The organism is Paenibacillus gansuensis (assembly GCF_042684925.1).
In the GTDB taxonomy this organism is placed as follows: domain Bacteria; phylum Bacillota; class Bacilli; order Paenibacillales; family DY6; genus Paenibacillus_N; species Paenibacillus_N gansuensis.
Genome location: NZ_JBHUME010000008.1, coordinates 479,332 through 496,499 on the forward strand (window position 1 = coordinate 479,332; position 17,168 = coordinate 496,499).

The 17,168-nt window shown below is 50.6% G+C and carries 14 protein-coding genes; 3 read left to right on the forward strand and 11 right to left on the reverse strand.

Annotated features, from left to right (window positions below; genetic code table 11):
* The first annotated feature begins 63 nt into the window (after window positions 1–63).
* Window positions 64–1,086 (forward strand): LacI family DNA-binding transcriptional regulator, encoded by a 1,023-nt coding sequence (locus ACFSUF_RS14470; RefSeq protein WP_377603661.1) that lies wholly within the window; start codon window positions 64–66, stop codon window positions 1,084–1,086.
* Between the two features lie 363 nt (window positions 1,087–1,449).
* Here ACFSUF_RS14470 and ACFSUF_RS14475 read toward each other — a convergent pair whose 3' ends face one another.
* Window positions 1,450–3,345: a PrkA family serine protein kinase gene (locus ACFSUF_RS14475; protein ID WP_377603662.1), complete on the reverse strand. Its 1,896-nt coding sequence runs from the start codon at window positions 3,343–3,345 to the stop codon at window positions 1,450–1,452.
* 287 nt (window positions 3,346–3,632) lie between these two features.
* Here ACFSUF_RS14475 and ACFSUF_RS14480 point away from each other — a divergent pair, with 287 nt between their 5' ends.
* The gene (locus ACFSUF_RS14480) at window positions 3,633–4,433 is read left to right on the forward strand and encodes a DUF2161 domain-containing phosphodiesterase (protein WP_377603663.1); all 801 of its coding nucleotides are present in this window, start codon (window positions 3,633–3,635) and stop codon (window positions 4,431–4,433) included.
* Here ACFSUF_RS14480 and ACFSUF_RS14485 read toward each other — a convergent pair.
* From ACFSUF_RS14485 to ACFSUF_RS14510, 6 genes are all read right to left on the reverse strand, one after another.
* On the reverse strand, window positions 4,411–5,250 hold the full coding sequence (locus ACFSUF_RS14485) for a carbohydrate ABC transporter permease (protein ID WP_377603664.1): 840 nt from the start codon (window positions 5,248–5,250) through the stop codon (window positions 4,411–4,413). The two genes, ACFSUF_RS14480 and ACFSUF_RS14485, sit on opposite strands and share 23 nt — an antisense overlap.
* On the reverse strand, window positions 5,247–6,161 hold the full coding sequence (locus ACFSUF_RS14490) for a carbohydrate ABC transporter permease (protein ID WP_377603665.1): 915 nt from the start codon (window positions 6,159–6,161) through the stop codon (window positions 5,247–5,249). Before ACFSUF_RS14490 ends, ACFSUF_RS14485 begins: the two co-directional genes overlap by 4 nt.
* The gene (locus ACFSUF_RS14495; RefSeq protein ID WP_377603666.1) at window positions 6,158–7,504 is read right to left on the reverse strand and encodes an ABC transporter substrate-binding protein; all 1,347 of its coding nucleotides are present in this window, start codon (window positions 7,502–7,504) and stop codon (window positions 6,158–6,160) included. Before ACFSUF_RS14495 ends, ACFSUF_RS14490 begins: the two co-directional genes overlap by 4 nt.
* A gap of 190 nt (window positions 7,505–7,694) precedes the next feature.
* Window positions 7,695–9,026 (reverse strand): ABC transporter substrate-binding protein, encoded by a 1,332-nt coding sequence (locus ACFSUF_RS14500; RefSeq protein WP_377603667.1) that lies wholly within the window; start codon window positions 9,024–9,026, stop codon window positions 7,695–7,697.
* The gene (locus tag ACFSUF_RS14505; protein ID WP_377603668.1) at window positions 9,023–10,870 is read right to left on the reverse strand and encodes a cache domain-containing sensor histidine kinase; all 1,848 of its coding nucleotides are present in this window, start codon (window positions 10,868–10,870) and stop codon (window positions 9,023–9,025) included. Before ACFSUF_RS14505 ends, ACFSUF_RS14500 begins: the two co-directional genes overlap by 4 nt.
* Complete coding sequence (locus tag ACFSUF_RS14510) at window positions 10,867–12,480, reverse strand: response regulator (protein ID WP_377603669.1); 1,614 nt, start codon at window positions 12,478–12,480, stop codon at window positions 10,867–10,869. The genes ACFSUF_RS14505 and ACFSUF_RS14510 overlap by 4 nt, the downstream gene beginning before the upstream one ends.
* Window positions 12,481–12,599: 119 nt before the next feature.
* Here ACFSUF_RS14510 and ACFSUF_RS14515 point away from each other — a divergent pair, with 119 nt between their 5' ends.
* Window positions 12,600–13,448 carry a helix-turn-helix transcriptional regulator gene (locus ACFSUF_RS14515; RefSeq protein ID WP_377603670.1) on the forward strand — a complete coding sequence of 283 codons (849 nt, stop codon included), beginning with the start codon at window positions 12,600–12,602 and terminating at the stop codon, window positions 13,446–13,448.
* Between the two features lie 82 nt (window positions 13,449–13,530).
* Here the strand turns inward: ACFSUF_RS14515 and ACFSUF_RS14520 are convergent, their stop codons facing one another.
* From ACFSUF_RS14520 to ACFSUF_RS14535, 4 genes are all read right to left on the reverse strand, one after another.
* On the reverse strand, window positions 13,531–14,352 hold the full coding sequence (locus tag ACFSUF_RS14520) for a phytanoyl-CoA dioxygenase family protein (RefSeq protein WP_377603671.1): 822 nt from the start codon (window positions 14,350–14,352) through the stop codon (window positions 13,531–13,533).
* 269 nt (window positions 14,353–14,621) lie between these two features.
* Window positions 14,622–15,827 carry an aminotransferase-like domain-containing protein gene (locus ACFSUF_RS14525; protein WP_377603672.1) on the reverse strand — a complete coding sequence of 402 codons (1,206 nt, stop codon included), beginning with the start codon at window positions 15,825–15,827 and terminating at the stop codon, window positions 14,622–14,624.
* Between the two features lie 129 nt (window positions 15,828–15,956).
* Window positions 15,957–16,124 carry a hypothetical protein gene (locus tag ACFSUF_RS14530; RefSeq protein ID WP_377603673.1) on the reverse strand — a complete coding sequence of 56 codons (168 nt, stop codon included), beginning with the start codon at window positions 16,122–16,124 and terminating at the stop codon, window positions 15,957–15,959.
* 58 nt (window positions 16,125–16,182) lie between these two features.
* On the reverse strand, window positions 16,183–17,103 hold the full coding sequence (locus tag ACFSUF_RS14535; RefSeq protein WP_377603674.1) for an NAD(P)/FAD-dependent oxidoreductase: 921 nt from the start codon (window positions 17,101–17,103) through the stop codon (window positions 16,183–16,185).
* Window positions 17,104–17,168: the final 65 nt, after the last annotated feature.

The window sequence follows — 17,168 nt, forward strand, 5'->3', positions numbered from 1 at the left end:
CTTGCTGTCAATCGTTACTTTCGTTAAGATGTTGGTATACAGGGTAAAGGAGCATGTGAAGTTTTGACTACAATTTACGATATAGCCAAGCTGGCGAACGTTTCCGCGATGACAGTTTCCAAAGTCATTAATAACACCGGAAGCATCAGTGAGAAAACGAAAGCCAAAGTCAGGCGCGTCATGGAAGAATTGAATTATGTGCCGAATCAGATGGCACGAGGGCTCGTGACGCAGCAGACCAGGCTGTTGTTTTTGCTTATTACAGATATTACGAATCCCTTCTATACCACATTGGCCCGGGGCGCTGAGGATGCAGCCAGAAAATACGGGTACCGCCTGCTTTTCGGCAACAGCGACGAGAGCCTGGAGAAAGAGAGCGGCTATCTCGATACCATCTTGGGCGCACGGGCGGACGGAGTCCTGTTTTCTCCCGCAGGAGACCGTTCTCTCCCCCATTTGCAAAAGCTTCGCAAGCAAAAGATCCCCTTTGTCCTGCTCGACCGTGAAGTGCCGGGCATGGATTGCGACGTTGTGCTCGGAGACAGTAAAGAAGGGGCCAAGCTGCTAATAAATCATCTTGCGGAACGCGGACACAGGAGGATCGCCCTGATCAACGGGTCCTCTGAAATTTCCAGTGCCCGCCTCCGGGCGCAAGGTTATGCGGAAGCCCATAAATTAAACGACCTGGAACTGAACGAAGACTATGTGTTGGAAACGGACTATACGTCCCATCAGGATCTGCGGGTGATGTCAGGCTGGCTGGACCGGCTCTCCCCCCGTCCAACGGCCATTCTGGCCTGCAATAACATTCTGGCGAGCGAAGCGATCGAAACCATCCGGGCGAAAGGCCTCAAAGTGCCCGATGACATTTCGGTCGTCTGTTTCGACGATCTGGGATACATGTCCCGTATCTCCCCTTTTCTCACCGTCATTGCCCAGCAGGCTTACGAGATAGGCTATTTGGGCACCCAGCTTCTGATTGAGCGCATACAGGACAAAGACGGCCAGCGGCCCTGGAAGAAGCTGATTTTACCCGTGGAGCTCATCTCCAGGTCTTCCGTAGCCGATATCTCCGGGCAGGGGTAGCCAAAAGGAATGGGAGCACCCTATACCGGCACTCCCTTCCCCTAATCGTCACGGCCGAGCGGATGGAACAGGAAACGAGCGGTGTCAGTTACAGCATGAAACGGTGGCGAACATGTATGCGAATTTTCGCATATATTTCGTCTATTTCGAACGTTGGTGAGGAATATATACGATAAATAGCATACAATTCGGCTTTTTGCGTTATCGGTCACCGAATATATACTATTAATCTCACACATATCGCCTGATTCCGTAGTCCGTTAAGATGTATACGATATTTAGCATCCATTGCACGACTTCAAGTATATTCCCCAGCAAATCAGCGCAACAAAAAGGACGGCCAAGGCCGCCCTCCTCGTTTCCTTACCTATTCAGCAAGCTTCCTACATACCGCAGCAGCTCGTTCGCGCAGTGCGGGCAGTACCCGTGCTCGTCGATCAGGCGTTTCGTCACTTCGTTGACGCGTTTCAACTGGTTCTCGTCCGGCGTTTTCGTGGAGGTCGTGATTTTCACGATGTCCTTCAAGTCCGCGAACAGCTTCTTCTCGATCGCTTCGCGCAGCCGCTCATGCGAGTTGTAGTCGAATTTCTTCGATTTGCGGGAATAAGACGAGATGCGGATGAGAATCTCCTCGCGGAACGCCTTCTTGGCATTCTCAGAAATACCGATTTGCTCCTCAATCGAACGCATCAGGCGCTCATCCGGATCCATCTCCTCGCCGGTCAGCGGATCGCGGATTTTTTGCCAGTTGCAGAACGCTTCGATGTTGTCTAGATAGTTCTCGAACAACGTTTTGGCCGATTCCTCGAACGAGTAGACAAATGCCTTCTGAATTTCCTTCTTGGACAGCTCGTCATACTCTTTGCGTGCAATGGAAATGAAGGACAGGTAACGCTCCCGCTCTTCCTTCGTGATGGAAGAGTGCTGATCCAGGCCGTCCTTCAGCGCGCGCAGCACATCCAGCGCGTTGATGCACTCGACATCCTGGCGGATCAGCGCCGTCGAGATCCGGTTTATGACATACCGCGGATCGATCCCGCTCATGCCTTCTTCGGTAAACTCGACCTGCATCTCTTTCACATCGGCATCCTTATATCCCTCGATCTGCTCGCCGTCGTACATCCGCATTTTTTTGACCAGATCCATGCCCTGCTTCTTGCTTTCTTTCAAGCGGGTCAGGATCGAGAAAATCGCAGCCGACCGCAGCGCATGCGGGGAAATATGGATGTGCTTCATATCGGACTGGCCGATCAGCTTCGTATATATTTTTTCCTCTTCAGACACCTTCAAGTTGTAAGGAATCCGCATCACGATCATCCGCGATTGCAGCGCCTCGTTCTTCTTATTGGCAATAAACGACTTGTATTCCGTCTCATTCGTATGCGCCACAATCAGCTCATCCGCCGAAATTAATGCGAATCGTCCGGCTTTGAAATTCCCTTCCTGGGTCAGCGACAACAGGTTCCACAGAAACTTCTCATCGCACTTGAGCATCTCCTGGAACTCCATCAGGCCGCGGTTCGCCTTGTTGAGCTCCCCGTCAAACCGGTACGCCCGCGGATCCGACTCAGACCCGAATTCCGTAATCGTGGAGAAATCGATACTGCCCGTCAAATCTGCAATATCCTGCGATTTCGGATCCGACGGCGAGAACGTACCAACCCCCACCCGGTTTTCTTCGGAAATAAACACCCGTTCCACCAATACATCTTCTATGCGGCCGCCATACTCGGTTTTGAGCAGCATCTGGCTGTAAGGGGATAAGCTTCCCTCGATTTTGACGCCCAGCTCTTTCTCGAATTCCGGCCTTAATTCATTTGGAATCAAATGCAGAGGCTCCTCGTGCATAGGGCATCCTTTAATGGCATATACCGCTCCCCGATCGGTTCGGGAAAAGTTCTCCAGCCCTCTTTTGAGCATCGTTACGATCGTTGATTTACCGCCGGATACCGGACCCATTAACAGCAAAATCCGTTTCCGGACCTCCAGCCTGCGCGCAGCCGAATGAAAATACTCCTCCACCAGCTTCTCGATGGATTGGTTCAGACCGAAGATTTCTGACTCGAAAAAATTATATTTTTTCACGCCGTTTTCGGTCCGCACGCCCTGGGACTTGATCATCTCATAAACTCTTTCGTGTGCAGTCATTGCCAAATACGGCTTTTCTCTCACCATTTCAATGTACTCTGCAAAGGTTCCCGTCCACGCCAGTCGTTCAGTCTCAGCTCGATGTTCTGCGATTCTTTTAAAAATGTCCACCCCAGAACCTCCTCCCATTTGCTAGCCAATTTGTGTAAAAGGTGATTTGAAGGTCACGCTGTATGAAAAATAGTGTATTACATACCTATGCACCCGGGGGGGATAAGTTTACCGAAAATTTAGGCAGTTTCCCATGAAAATTAGGCGATCAAAGCAACTTCCATGGAATGTCATCTTCGGAAAAAGGAAGCGGTTCCGGACGTGCCTCTAGGGTGATTAGCTCCGAATATGCTATACTATACGTATACATGTTCTCATTTACATAAGGGGTCGGGGAGGCGGAAGCATTGGCAGTCGAGCGGGAAACCGAGCTGTATGCGCCGGTGAAGGGGCATTTTGAAGCACGAGGATACAGGGTCAGGAGCGAGGTCAAAAGCTGCGATCTGGTGGCCATGAAAGAGGATCAGGCGGAACCGGTGATTGTGGAACTGAAAAAGACATTCAACCTGCCGCTGCTGTTTCAGGGCCTGGAGCGTCTACGCTTGTCCAGCTTCGTCTATTTAGCGGTGGAACGGAACCGGGCCAAGAAGGGCGCCCATAACCAGCGTTGGGGCGATATCGTGGATTTATGCCGGCGGCTCGGTCTCGGATTCATCACGGTGACATTTTACAAAACGAAGAAGCCGCTGGTGGAAGTGCTGTGCGAGCCGTCCGACGGCTGGACGGCAAGACGCCCGTCCAAAGTCGGGACGGGCAGGCTGCTTTATGAATTTGCCGAGCGGAGCGGCGATTACAATGTTGGCGGAAGCAGCAATCGGAAGCTGATGACCGCATACCGGGAGAAGGCGCTGCAGATCGCCTACTGCCTTGAGCAGCATGGACAGCTCAGTCCTGCGAAGCTGCGGCTGCTGACCGGCAGTCCCAAGACGGCGGACATTCTGCAGAAGGACTACTACGGCTGGTTCCGCCGCGCCTCCCGGGGGATTTATGAACTGACTGACGAGGGAAAGGCCGCGTTGGCGGCGAACAGTGAAGTTGTTAATGTCTTTGCTGCGGGGCTGGCCTTAGGGCTTTCCGCTGCGGACGTAAATGCCTCGACACCAGTTCCAAACAGCGGCGAGGGCATTATTGCTTCACAGCGCCGATAATCAGGCCGTCAATGAGCCTTCGCTGAAAGACCAGATAAACGGCAATGACCGGGAGGGCGATCATCATCGCCCCGGCCGACGTTAAAGTAATGTCTGTTGTAAACTTGGTTTTGAAAGCATTCAAACCAAGCGGTACGGTACGCAGCCGGTCATCTGAAATCATGATCGTAGGCAGCATGAAGTTGTTCCAGCTGCCAATGAGCGTAAAGATCAGCAAAGAGATCACAGCCGGCTTTACGATCGGTGTTACGACAGCAAATAAAATGCGGAATTCCCCGGCCCCGTCGATCCTTGCCGCTTCCAGCAGCGAATCGGGCATCCCTTTCATAAATCCCCTCATAAGAAAGACGGAGAACGGGATGCTGAGCGCAATTTGAGGAAGAATGACCGCCCACCTCGTATTCAATAAGCCCACCAGCTTCAAATCGAAGAACATCGGAATCATAATAAGATCGAACGGAATCAACAGCCCTGCCATCACCAGATAGCTCCAGAATGCCTTGCCGAAAAACTGCAGGTAACTGAGCGCGTAGGAAGCGAGCAAGACGGTTAACAGTACAATGATCACGGTGGCTGCGGCAATAAATACGCTGTTTTTGAAATAAACCGAGAAATGCCCGGCTGTCCAGGCCTTCTCGTAATTATGCCAATTCCAGACCTGCGGCCATGCCAGCGGTCCGTTCCTGACCAATTCTTTGCGTTCTTTCAGCGAAGTAAGAAAAACCCACAACAGGGGAAGCAGCGTAGCAAGCGAGAACACCAGCAGCAACCCGTACATGGGAAACCGTCTCAGGAGCAGTCCCGTCTTATCCATCATTCGCGTTCCATCCTTTCCGTCAGCTTCGTGTAGACAAACGATACGAGAAAGAGCAGGGCCGCCAGGACAATGGACAGAGCGGAGCCGTAACCTACCCTTGAAGTAAGAAAGCCTTCACTGAAAACGTAATAGGAAAGGACGTAAGAATCGTACCCTGGCCCTCCTTTTGTCATAATATAAATAATGTCGAACACCTGAAACGAAGCGATGATCTGCAGAAGTATGACCGTATGAAGCGGCCTGCGTATTGAAGGCAGCGTCACATTCCAAAATTGCCTCCATTTGCTGCATCCGTCCATGGTAGCCGCTTCATACAGCTGCGTATCGACTCCCTGAATAGCGGCCGAAAACACAACCGTACTAAAGCCGTAGGCAAGCCATACGTAGACAACCAACAAGGAAAACATCACGATGTCGGAGTCGCCGAGCCAGGACCGCTGCCATGAATCAAGCCCTACCCGGCGAAGAACATCGTTGATGGGCCCGGAAATGGGATCATAGATCCATGACCAGATGACACATGCCACCGTAACCGACAGAATTTGAGGCAGGAAAAAGATCATCTGAAAGACATTCGAATACTTCAGCCGATTGCGGACCAAAAGGTTGGCCTGAACCAAACCCAGGGCAACCGGCAAAGTGGAGCCGAATACCAGCCAGAACAGATTGTTTTGAAAAGCGGTGTAAAACTTGGAATCCGGTGAAGTGAAAATATCGATATAGTTTTGCAGTCCGATAAATACGGCCGGTTTGATCCCGTTCCAGTCGGTCAAGCTTGTATATAATGATTGTACCGCCGGGATGATCACCAGCGAAAGAAACAGCAGCATGGCGGGTAATATCATCAGGTAAGCGATACCGTTCCGCCGCCGGATCCGGCCCGGCACATACCCGGCAGCTGCCCTCCTCATTTCGTCAGCCCCTTATCATAAGCTGCTTGGAACTGCTCCCAGGTTTGTTCAGGCGTCAGCTTGCCCATATATAACTGCTGTGTTATTTTTTGGGCGGCATCATATAAGCCCGGGACTGCATTATCGAGGAAATATCCCATTTTTTTATCGGCTACCGCTTTTTGCAGTTCCTGCTTTAACGGGATCGCCTCCAGTTTGCTCTCGTCGAACAGGACGGAAGGTGTATAACCGGCCGTATAAAGTTTGCCTGTCATTTCCTCCGTAAAGAAGATATTCACGAAGTCCTCGAACGCAGCGGTCTTAGTTTCGTCCGCTTGGGCATTCAAAGCCCATCCGCTGTCCGAAGCGTTCACAATATACTCCGACGGGAAGGCAAAGACCCCGGTATTGATTCCGCTGTCCACAAAACTCGCCATAGCCCAGTCCCCGTCAAGAGCCATCGCAACTTTACCCTGCGCATACAAGTTCGATATGTAATTATCGTAGCCTACGCCCATCATCACTTTCGGATCGCCCAAGTACCCTTTCTTTGTCCATTCCGCCACTTTAGCGAACGCGTCTGTAAACCCCTTTTTCACCGACTCTGGAGTCGACTCCTGATAGTACCATTTGCGTACGTCTTCGATGGGGGTATTGTTAAATACAAGATGGTAAATCATCCACAGCATATTGTTATTAGACTGGCCGGCATTCGCTAATGGAATATATCCCGCCTGCTTGGCTTTTTCCAGGATCTCTTCGAATTGCTCCAAGGTTTGAGGAGGCGAAGTTACACCGAATTCTTCCAGAATATCCTTATTATAAAACAGAGCTACCGGCGCCATGAGGATAGGAACGCTGTAAAAAGTTCCAGGGGTGCGCAGGTTGTTAAATTCAACCGCTCCGGGTACGGATTTTTCTATGTAGCCGTTCTTTTTCACCAATTCGGTGATATCTTTCAGGTACTTCCCCTGATTGAGGGTTTGCTGCATCAAATCGTCTACCGTAACAAAATCGGGGCCGTCTCCGCTGGCGAATTCCAGCTTCATTTTGGTACCGTACTCTGTAGTGGTTTCATCAATGACCTCGGCATTCGGCCACTGTTCCTTAAATTTGGTTATAGCATCATTTAGAAGATTCCGGCGGGCTTCATCCGTGAAATGAGTCAATACTTTGATCTTGATGTCCGCATTCCTGTCGACACCTCCGCTGGTTCCCCCCGCATCCGTTCCTTCCGAAACAGCCGCATTTCCCTTCTGACTTCCGTTATTCCCTCCGGCGGTTTCCGTCGTACTGCCGCTGCAAGCAGCCGCGGTAATAACTGTCGCCAGCACAAGCAGCATGCCAAGCATTCTTCTCCACATATGGTTCCCTCCCTGATTTCTTAGGTCACTGCAGCCCCATTATAGGTTCCTGCACGCACTAATTACAGGGAGAAAACAACGAAATCGCTTACAATTATTAGATGATACCGCCCTTTATACGCTTCCGGCCTTTAACACCTGCTGTTCTGGCAGTATTCAATCCGATTTGCGTACAATTCTACAATTTCCCTCACTTGCCGGCAGCTGCTTTCAACCTCTCGAACTCGGATACAAACTGTTTGAATATCTGTTCTGGGGTACCTTCATCCAATGCAAGCCTCTGTGTGCCTGCCTGTACCGACTCCAGCAATCCGGGAAGGGCATTATCCAGGTAATAACCAAACGAGGAGCGGCGGATTGCTTCGTTCATCTCCTTCTTCAATCCCGAAATGGGTATGGAAGCAGCAGAGAATCGGACGCAGGACGTCAATCCTCCCTTATACCACAGTTCCGCGGAGTCCTCACTTAGAAAATGTCCGATAAAAGCCATAGCAGCCTCTTTCTTCTCTGCGTCCATCTTAGCGTTAATCGCCCAAGCGCCGTCCGTGGCATTTACCATCGGCTGGCTCCCCCCTTTTGTTTTCGGAGGAAAGGCAAACACGCCTATGGGAAAGCCGGCCTCCTCGTATTGCGGCAAATTCCAGTCCCCGTCCAGGACAAGCGCACTTTGCCCCTTGGCAAACAGAAGGGGAACCGGGCGATAATCATAATACTCCATGTCGCGTCGGTAAAATCCTCTGTCCACGTCTTCCTTCACCCTGTTTAACGCGGACCTCAACCCTGCTTTGAACGAGTCCGTCATCTCCCAACGGTAATAGAAAGCAGCCGTATCCGCTGCTCCCGCTTCCCCATAAAGGTAGTGATACAACATCCACAGCATCTGATAATTCGACATGAGTCCATTCTCCATGGGGATATAGCCGGCTGCTTTGGCCTTCTGGAGGATCGCTGCTAAGTCTTCCTGTGTTTCAGGCGGCTGCACATCCAACTTTTCGAAAACCGTTTTATTGTAGTAGAACACCACAGGAGCCATCAAAAAAGGAACGCTGTACATCTCTCCGGGCGTTCGCTGATTGTTAAATTCCAATGCTCCGGGAATCAGCTTCTCCTTCCACCGCCTTTGCCGGATGTCATCTGTTATATTCATCAGGTAACCGTTTTGCTGAAACATCTGCTGATGCAAGTCATCAAGGTATACAACGTCCGGCGCTTTCTCGGCGGAGAAAGCTAATTTTAACGTTTCATAATTGTAAGCATGCAAGTACTCTACGGAAATGCCGGGGTGATCGCGTTCAAACCGTTTGATAGACTCCTTCATCATGCGCAGCCTTTGTTCATCCGTCATCGGAGTTGCAACTTGGATCACAACATTACTTTGTGCTGGGGTTTCGTTCCTTTGCTGTGCTTCATTAGACTCGCTCTTGATCATTTCAGCCTCTTTCCATACTTCGCCTTTGAGGCCCCATAGCAAGACAACGAACAGGAGCGCAAAGGAACCTTTTACTATTGTCCGCTTGTTCAATTCGCACCTCCTTGATGAAACCTCTGCGATGGCAGGTCCCCCGGCAAAAGGAGAACGACCGCCGTTCCTTCTTCAGGATTGCTCTCTACACTGACTCCATAAGCAGATCCATAGTGAAGCTTGATCCGCTTATGAACATTGGCGAGCCCGATGGAACCGGCAGCTTCTTGAATGCCGATTTCGCGCGATGCCAGCCGGTTCTGCAGCTCTGCCAGTTTGCCCGCTTCTATGCCGGAACCGTTGTCCCAAACAGTAATCAGAACCGAATCTCCCCTTTGTCTGCCTGTGACAGCAACCGTTCCGAAGTAGCGGGTTGCTTCCAGCCCGTGTACCAAAGCATTTTCCACAATAGGCTGAAGCAGAAGGCGCGGAATCAGGAAGCTGTCCAAACTTTCCTCCAGCTCGACTTGAAAGTCGATCCCTTCCCCGAACCGATGGTTCATAATCGTCATGTAATGCCGCAAATAGTTCAATTCTTCTTTCAGCGTAATCATAGCTACGTTTTGTGAGAACAACGGACGGATCAAGCTTCCGAGCGCCGTAATGCTATGCATAATATTCCGCGCATTGCTGCCGATTGCCATCCACTTGATCATATTTAACGTATTGTACAGGAAGTGAGGATTGATTTGGGCCTGCAGGACGGCCATTTCCGTTTCCCTTTTCGCGTTTTCAATAACGGCATTACGTTCCATCAACTGCCCGATGCTCTGCGACATCCGGTTGAATTCCCCGAAAAGGACGGCCATTTCATTGGTCACTGCCGAGCTTTTGTCGATTGTGGTGCCGAGCCTGCCGTTCTTCAGCTGCTTCATGGCACGAACAAGCACGTAAAAGGGACCGGTAAGTGTTCTTGTCCAAAGCCATGCCAGGCACGCTGCCAAAGTTATGCTTACAGCAATGGCATAGAACAAAGTCCATTGTAACCGTGCAATGTCATGCTTGTACTCGGATAACGGGATCTGCAGATATAAGGTCCAATCCGTCCCTCCGATCCGGTAGTAAATGACCTGCACTTTCTCCGAGCCTGTATTTCTTGTAAAGCTGCCATACACTTTCGAACCGGTCTCCGGGGCGCTATCCATCGCATGCTTTCCCTGCACGGTCCCTGTTATAAGGGTTCCTTTGCTGTCCATGATATAAATTTCGGAGCGGTTGCCTGACGGCAGATTGCGATAAATACCATACAGTTCGGACTCATTTACCGTTATGAGCAGCACACCGCCAGGTCCATTGCTATAAAATGATTTCACTCCTATGGAGGCACTCACGACATGCGGCCCCGGCGGCCCCTCCCTTAAGGTTAACCCCCGTTGAAAATCCGTGCTTCTGTATCCGCCTGTTAGCACGAGGTTCGGATAAGAGTCGTTAGCGCGCTGATAAAGTTCCGTTCCGTAAATCCAGCCTTCGGATAAATGATCGGTCACATAAATCTCTTTACCGGTAGTACCTGCAGCCCGCCGGTCATCGGTGAATATATAGATGGACTGAATGAAAGGGAAATTTGTGATGGTTTCCTGCATTTTTTCCACAATAGCCGCCCGCAGCCTGAAACGTTCCCATCGGGTAGAACCCCCGCTTTCCAAATACCGTTCGAAATCCCTGTTTACCAGGAATGACTTTGTAATCCCGTCAAGCTTGCCGCGAAATGCTTCAAACCCGTACTGTGACTGTTGAAACCGGGTAACCGCTGATTCTTCCGCGCGCTGTTGAAGAAGCCTGAAAAGGCTGGCATATAGAATTCCCGAACATACCATCACAATGATCAGGCTTAAAGCAAGAAAAGAAGTAAGTAATTGAGCGCTGAGAGTGGCCGGACGAAACCTTTTATAAAACGCTTTCATAATAATGGATCCCTATATCCCTTGCCGGCCCACTGACTGCGGTATTCCCTGGGAGAACATCCTTTCCAGCGCTTGAATACGCGGCCAAAATAGCTGTGATCGGAAAATCCCACCATTTCGGCAATCTCATAGGTTCTGAGAACCGTCCCGGAAAGCAGATCACTCGCTTTCTCCACGCGAACCCGGTTTACATAATCGATCACTCCGATACCGGTCTCTTTTTTAAACAGGCTGCTCACATAGTTCGGGCTTAGATGAATCGTTCCCGCCAAGTCCCCGACCGTCAGCTCCTGTGCATAATGCTTTTCGATATAAGCCATCATGTCCTGGATATCCTTTGAATAGGGTTTGCGGGCCTGGATCAAGCCTGCAATGGTCTTTACATGATCCCTGAAGGCTTGTACGGCTTCTTCCATACATTCACTGCACTCCAGTTCCCGGTGAAACTTGGCCAAGATCCCGTCGGTTCGGGAATCATCCAGCTGATAGAACAGAACCGGAATCTGAATCAGCTGCTGCAAGAGCTGACGAATGGAATCCCGGGAAGGCAAATTCCCTGGTTCCCATATTTGCTCTATCTTATCTCTCATCTTCTTACTGCATGAATCCGGCGGAAACTCTCCCACTGCCTTCTCCACCTGGTCTAATAAGAACTGAGTCGACTCTTTGGCTTTCACTTCCCAGCTGCCGTGAACGGAAAACAGACGTCCGGGACCCACGAAATATTTCATAGACAGGCAATTCATGGCTTCCCGGTACTGGGTCCGAAGCTGTTCATAGCCATCCCTAACCGATGAAAGCCCGAAAGTAACCGACGCATTAAAATAAGCGGACATCACCCTCCCGATCTGGCTTGCAATCGAGTTTACCGTTTGCAGAACATCATGTTCCCCCGGGAGGTCCCCGCAATGAAACAGCACCAGGTATGTACCGCTCTCCTCGTCGATAACGATGCCCCGTTGATGGTTTGACAGAATTTCGCGCCATACATTCAACAGTGAATTCTTGACCAGTTCCCCTTTTGCATCATGAAATCGTTCCATCAGTCTATCATAATGATCGATTTGCGCACTTAGCAGAACCATCTTTTGGTCCGTCAACGACGGGTCCCCTTTGTTAATCAGGCTCTCCAGTTCGGCTGCAGTATACAATTGGCGGAACAGATAGTCCCTGATCAGACTTCCGATCGAACTCCGGGTTTCCCATGGATCGGAAGCCGCCGTAAGGCGTCCCGGCTGAATGTCCGATCCGACCCGTTCCAGCACCTGCTCCATATCTTCAGGCGTCATCGTCAACTTCATAATATAATCGGTTACCCCGAAGCGCAGCGCCTTATGAACCATGTTGAATTCTTCCACGCATGTCAAAATAATAATAGGCATTTCCCGGTCCACAGACCGTATTTTTTCAATTAAAGCCATTCCATCCATTACAGGCATCTTGATGTCCGTAATCAGCACATCCGGCTTTTCCCGGAGGTAATATTCCCATGCTTCTCTCCCGTCAGCAGCGTCTGCGCCCACATACATGCCGTATTGCTCCCACCGTATCCCGTTCACCATGCCCATTCGCACAAACAGTTCATCTTCAGCTATCAATACTTTGATCATGAACCCGCACCTCGCTGTCCCGGTTTTAAGTGATTCTATCATAAGCTCCAATGAAAACTCTTGTATTGTAATATCGATGGTTTCGATGTAAAATTTTCGTATTTTAAAGGGGGGATGTTATGACGGATACCAGCGTCCGCAAAAAGGCATTAGAGCAGCTAATCGGCTTGTTTGATCAATCCTGGGCTTCCGTGTCCATCTACTACTACGGCATCTGGCGTAATCAGGGATGGGACGGTCCCCCCGATTCTTTTGAAATCGCTTACTATATTCAAGGGGAAAACACCATCTATCAGGACAATGAAATTTTGCAGGTAAAAGAAGGGCATATGTTGTTTCTCCCGGACACGATCCGGAACAGCCGGTGCGAGGGCGGAACATTTAAAGCATATTACCTCTCATTCGTATTTCAGGGAAACGCTGATCTGGTAGGCAAAGCGAGAGAACTCTACGCGCAAATTGCGCCGGAAAGCATTCCTTTGTGGATCCCCGGCCTGGAATCCTGCTTCTCCCGTCTTCTTTCGGAATTTCAGCTTCAGCAAACGGGTTCTCTGCTGGTCAAACATTACTTTCTGCATATTCTGGTACAGGCTTATCAATCGCTGGATCACTTGGGCGCCGCTAAAACCTCAGCTGTACAAACGAGACATAAAGAGTTGACGGAGCAGGTGATCCTCCGGCTGAATGAGGAATACGGGGACAAAATCCGGCTTGCCGATCTGGCGCGGCAGTATGGAATGAATGAAAGATATTTGAATTATGTATTCAAATCGGTCACCGGAGTTCCGCTGGGGAGCTATCTTACCGGGATCCGGATCGAGCATGCCAAACGCCTGCTGCTGACGACCCGCCGGAACATTACGGAAATTGCGCTGGAGACCGGATTTTATGACGCCTCCCATTTCTGCAAAACATTTAAAATGCGAGAAGGAATGTCCCCTGCCGAATATGTATCCAAAAAACCTTAGTACCTGTATGGAACTACAGCAAGAGCCGTTCTCTATAGAACGGCTCTTGCCTGATTCATATAACGTTGCTAAACTTTGCGGATTACGACCAGTCCCAAGGTTGTTTTACCGGGGACCCGATTTTCTCAAAGCGGAAGAGCTGCTTTCCGCGCTCGGAAAGCTGTTCATACGTCTCCTCGGGAATTTGGATGGTGGCGCCCCCGCCATACCACTCCATGTTGTATATGAGAGCGATATTCGTACGGTTTTGATCCGTCCGGTTCGGCGTTCCGCGATGCCACATCCGAATGTCCCGGATAACCATCGAACCGGCGGGCATGAAGACCTTTTCGGAATACATCGTCTTCGCCGCACGCAGCATTTCCCCGTCGATCGAAGTCTGCTTCGTACTGTCAGGGTCCAGATGGGTTCCTCCCGGCCAAATCTCCAACGGCCCGTTTTCCTCATGCACATCCACCAGCGGGATATTCAATACCAGACTGTACACCGGCAGTCCAACGCCCAAGTCAGGAAAGAGCGGCGGCAGGTCCGAGTGGACATTCTGGTAATCCGATCCTGGCCCTGCGGTGTCGGATGCCAGATAGGTACAGCGTACGCCATGCCCGAGCAGTTTGTCGATGACATCCAATGCTATCGGATTGGCGATGACATACTCCGAGGAATACGGCGCCTCAAACGGAAGAAACATCTGGGCGCGGTTCGTACCTGTATTAAACCCTTTGCGGCTTGTATATTCCGCGAACAGAGGATCAAATGCAGATTTAAATTCTTTAACCTGCTCGTCCGTCAACACCTTCTCAAAACCGATATACCCGTTCTTCCGGACCTGCTCCACTGCCGTTTCTATGGTGGATTCGCTCAGCTTACCGCTTCTTCTTTCCTCTTCCGTCAATGTAATAAACATTCTGCACGCTCCTCTGCTTCAGTAAGATGGTTCTTTCTCTTTCTTTATTGTAGGGAGTCGCAGGCTGTATGTATTGTAAAAACGGATTCCCGCCATTGTAAAATTGTAAGATAAAATAGCGATCTGAGGATTCGTTAGAAGGCGGACCCGACCGGCACACCTACCACCGGAACTAGAACGCAGCAGGCTTGCTCCACCTGCTCTTTTGCTTCCAGCCTGCAATATACAGCAAAAAACCGGTGAGAAGCCCATGCTTCTCACCGGTTTTGTTATCCCTGCTGTGTTACCGTAAGCTCCGCTAACGCGGCTTTCAGGCGCTCCATACCAAGTACGGTCGTATCCCGGTCCGTATGCGTATAATTCATACGGAGCGTATTCAAGCGTGGTGTACCAGCGTAGAACGACGAGCCCGGGACAAAGGCTACCCCGCGGGCAACGGCCAGCTTCATCAGCTCTTCGGAATTCATGCCCTCCGGCAGCTCTACCCATATAAACATGCCGCCCTTTGGCTCTATGAAACGCAAGCCGCTGAACTCCGGCGCACGGAGCAGTCCCGCCATAAAGCGCATCCGCTCTTCATAGTTACGGGAAATCAGTTCAATATGTTCGTCGAGGGAGAAGCTGCCTGCAAGCAGCTCATACAACGCTTGCTGGTCTGTTGCGCTGGAGTGCAAATCCGCACTCTGTTTGGCCCGGGCTAACATCCGGATCACCTGCGGATCGCCGATGACCCAGCCGGTACGGAGCGCCGGGGCAACCGTCTTGGAGAAGGTGCTCGTGTATACGACGGCCGAACCATGCGGATGATCATCCAAAGAGAAGATCGTAGGATACGTCTCCGAACCGTCAAACTGTACCGCCCCGTAAGGATCGTCTTCCAGAATCAGCACGTTCGCCGCCTTACAAGTCGCCAAAGCTCCTAATCTGCGTTCCACGCTCCATACCCGGCCTGTCGGATTGGAGAACGTAGGAACTACATAGACCATCTTAGGCTTGTGTTCTGCAATTTTGGCTTTCAAATCTTCCGTAATCATGCCCTCTTCGTCGCTTTCCACAGCCAGCACTTGCACTCCCCGTGACTGGAACACCTGCAAAGCGGCTAGGTAAGTTGGATTTTCAACAAGTACGGTATCGCCTTCGTCCAGATAAACCCTTGCTATCAAATCAATGGACTGCTGGGATCCGGTCGTGAGAATCATCTCATCCGGAGTCACCTTCATTCCCTTCTTAGCCATGCGTTCCGCAATCTTCGCGCGCAAAGGTGTAAATCCTTCGGTCAAATTGTACTGAAGCACGCCTTTCCCCTTCGTAAAGACGCGCGCATACGCATCACGAATCGGCTCCAAAGGAAACAGTTCCTCAGCCGGCAGGCCGCCGGCGAAAGAGATGACGCTGTTCCCTTGAGTTAATTTCAAAATCTCTCTTACCGCTGAAGATTTTGCTTGTCCCATTAATTTCGAAAACGTATATTCCATCTGCTGCAGCCTCCCCGATTATGCTATGTATTACCTAACGATTCAGGTCAAGTTAAAGAAAATAGTACTCCTAAAACGGGGAGCCTGCAAGCGAAATTTCAGAACTGGGACCATACGCAGCAACCGGAGTTATTTCTGAATGCCGCAGGAACCCGGATAGCCGTCGTTCAACCTCATTTCGTTCAGCTCGCTCTCGGATTCCGCATCTTCCGGGCGTGCGGCCACTACCTTGGTCGGCTCGTGAAATTCAACATGGCCTTTCGGGGGAATCCCGTCCTCCAAATTTTCTTTTACCATTAGAAGCAACCTCCCTTCTGCTTTGTTTCAGGCATAGCATATGCCAAAAACCGGGATATTATTTTCCATTGGATTTCATCTGCACGATCCGTTTGTGCATCCAAATAGCTGCCTGAAGGCCTTCTCCCATGGCAATTACCGCCTGCTCCGAATGGACTCCGACGTCCCCTGCTGCCCAGACACCGGGAACCGAGGTCTCCTTGGTCCGCGGATCCGTTACGACATGCAGATTCTCCATCCTCTCCGCGCCCAGCATTTTCGCTAATTCCGTGTGAATTTTATTGCCGCCGAAAGCGATAAACCCCCGCTCCGCTTTGACCGATGTGCCATCGGACAGCAGGATCGACCTCAGCTCCGTACCGCCCACATGTTCTATTTGATCAATAGGCTGTTCTAAGTAAGTAATGCCTTTATCTTTCAGCTGCTGCCGTAAACTTTCATCTACAGGAGACATTTCATGGTTAATATAAGTTAATTGCTTGGTCCACTGGGAAATGGTAAGCGCCATGTTGGCTCCGGGATGTCCGGACCCGATAATGGCAGTCGGCTTGTCCTTCACCTCATACCCGTCGCAGTCAGGACATACATAAATCGAGCTGCCCAAGCAATGTTCCAGGCCCGGCAGCTTTGGATACCTGTCACTAAGCCCGGTAGCCAGCAGCACAGTAGAAGCTTCATACTCCTCTGCCGTATCCTTTATTACCAGTTTAAATCCGTCCTTCGTCTTCGAAGCACCAATCACTTCCCCGGAAACAAACCGGATTCCTGTCTTTTCCGCCTGTTCGCGTCCCAGCCTGCGCAGATCTTGTCCGGATACTCCGTCAGGCCAACCGAGCAGATTGTGATAACTTCTGCAAGTTGTAGACCTGCCTCCACCGGCATCGATCACGATGGCATCGTCACCGTATCTGCCCAGCTGAATTGCTGCCTGCGTGCCCGCTAGCCCTCCGCCGATAATAATCGCCTCATATTTATGCATAGCATGCTTCCTCCTCTGTGCCCTATAAATCCTGTTCTGTATATGTTTACCCAAAAGAAAACAGG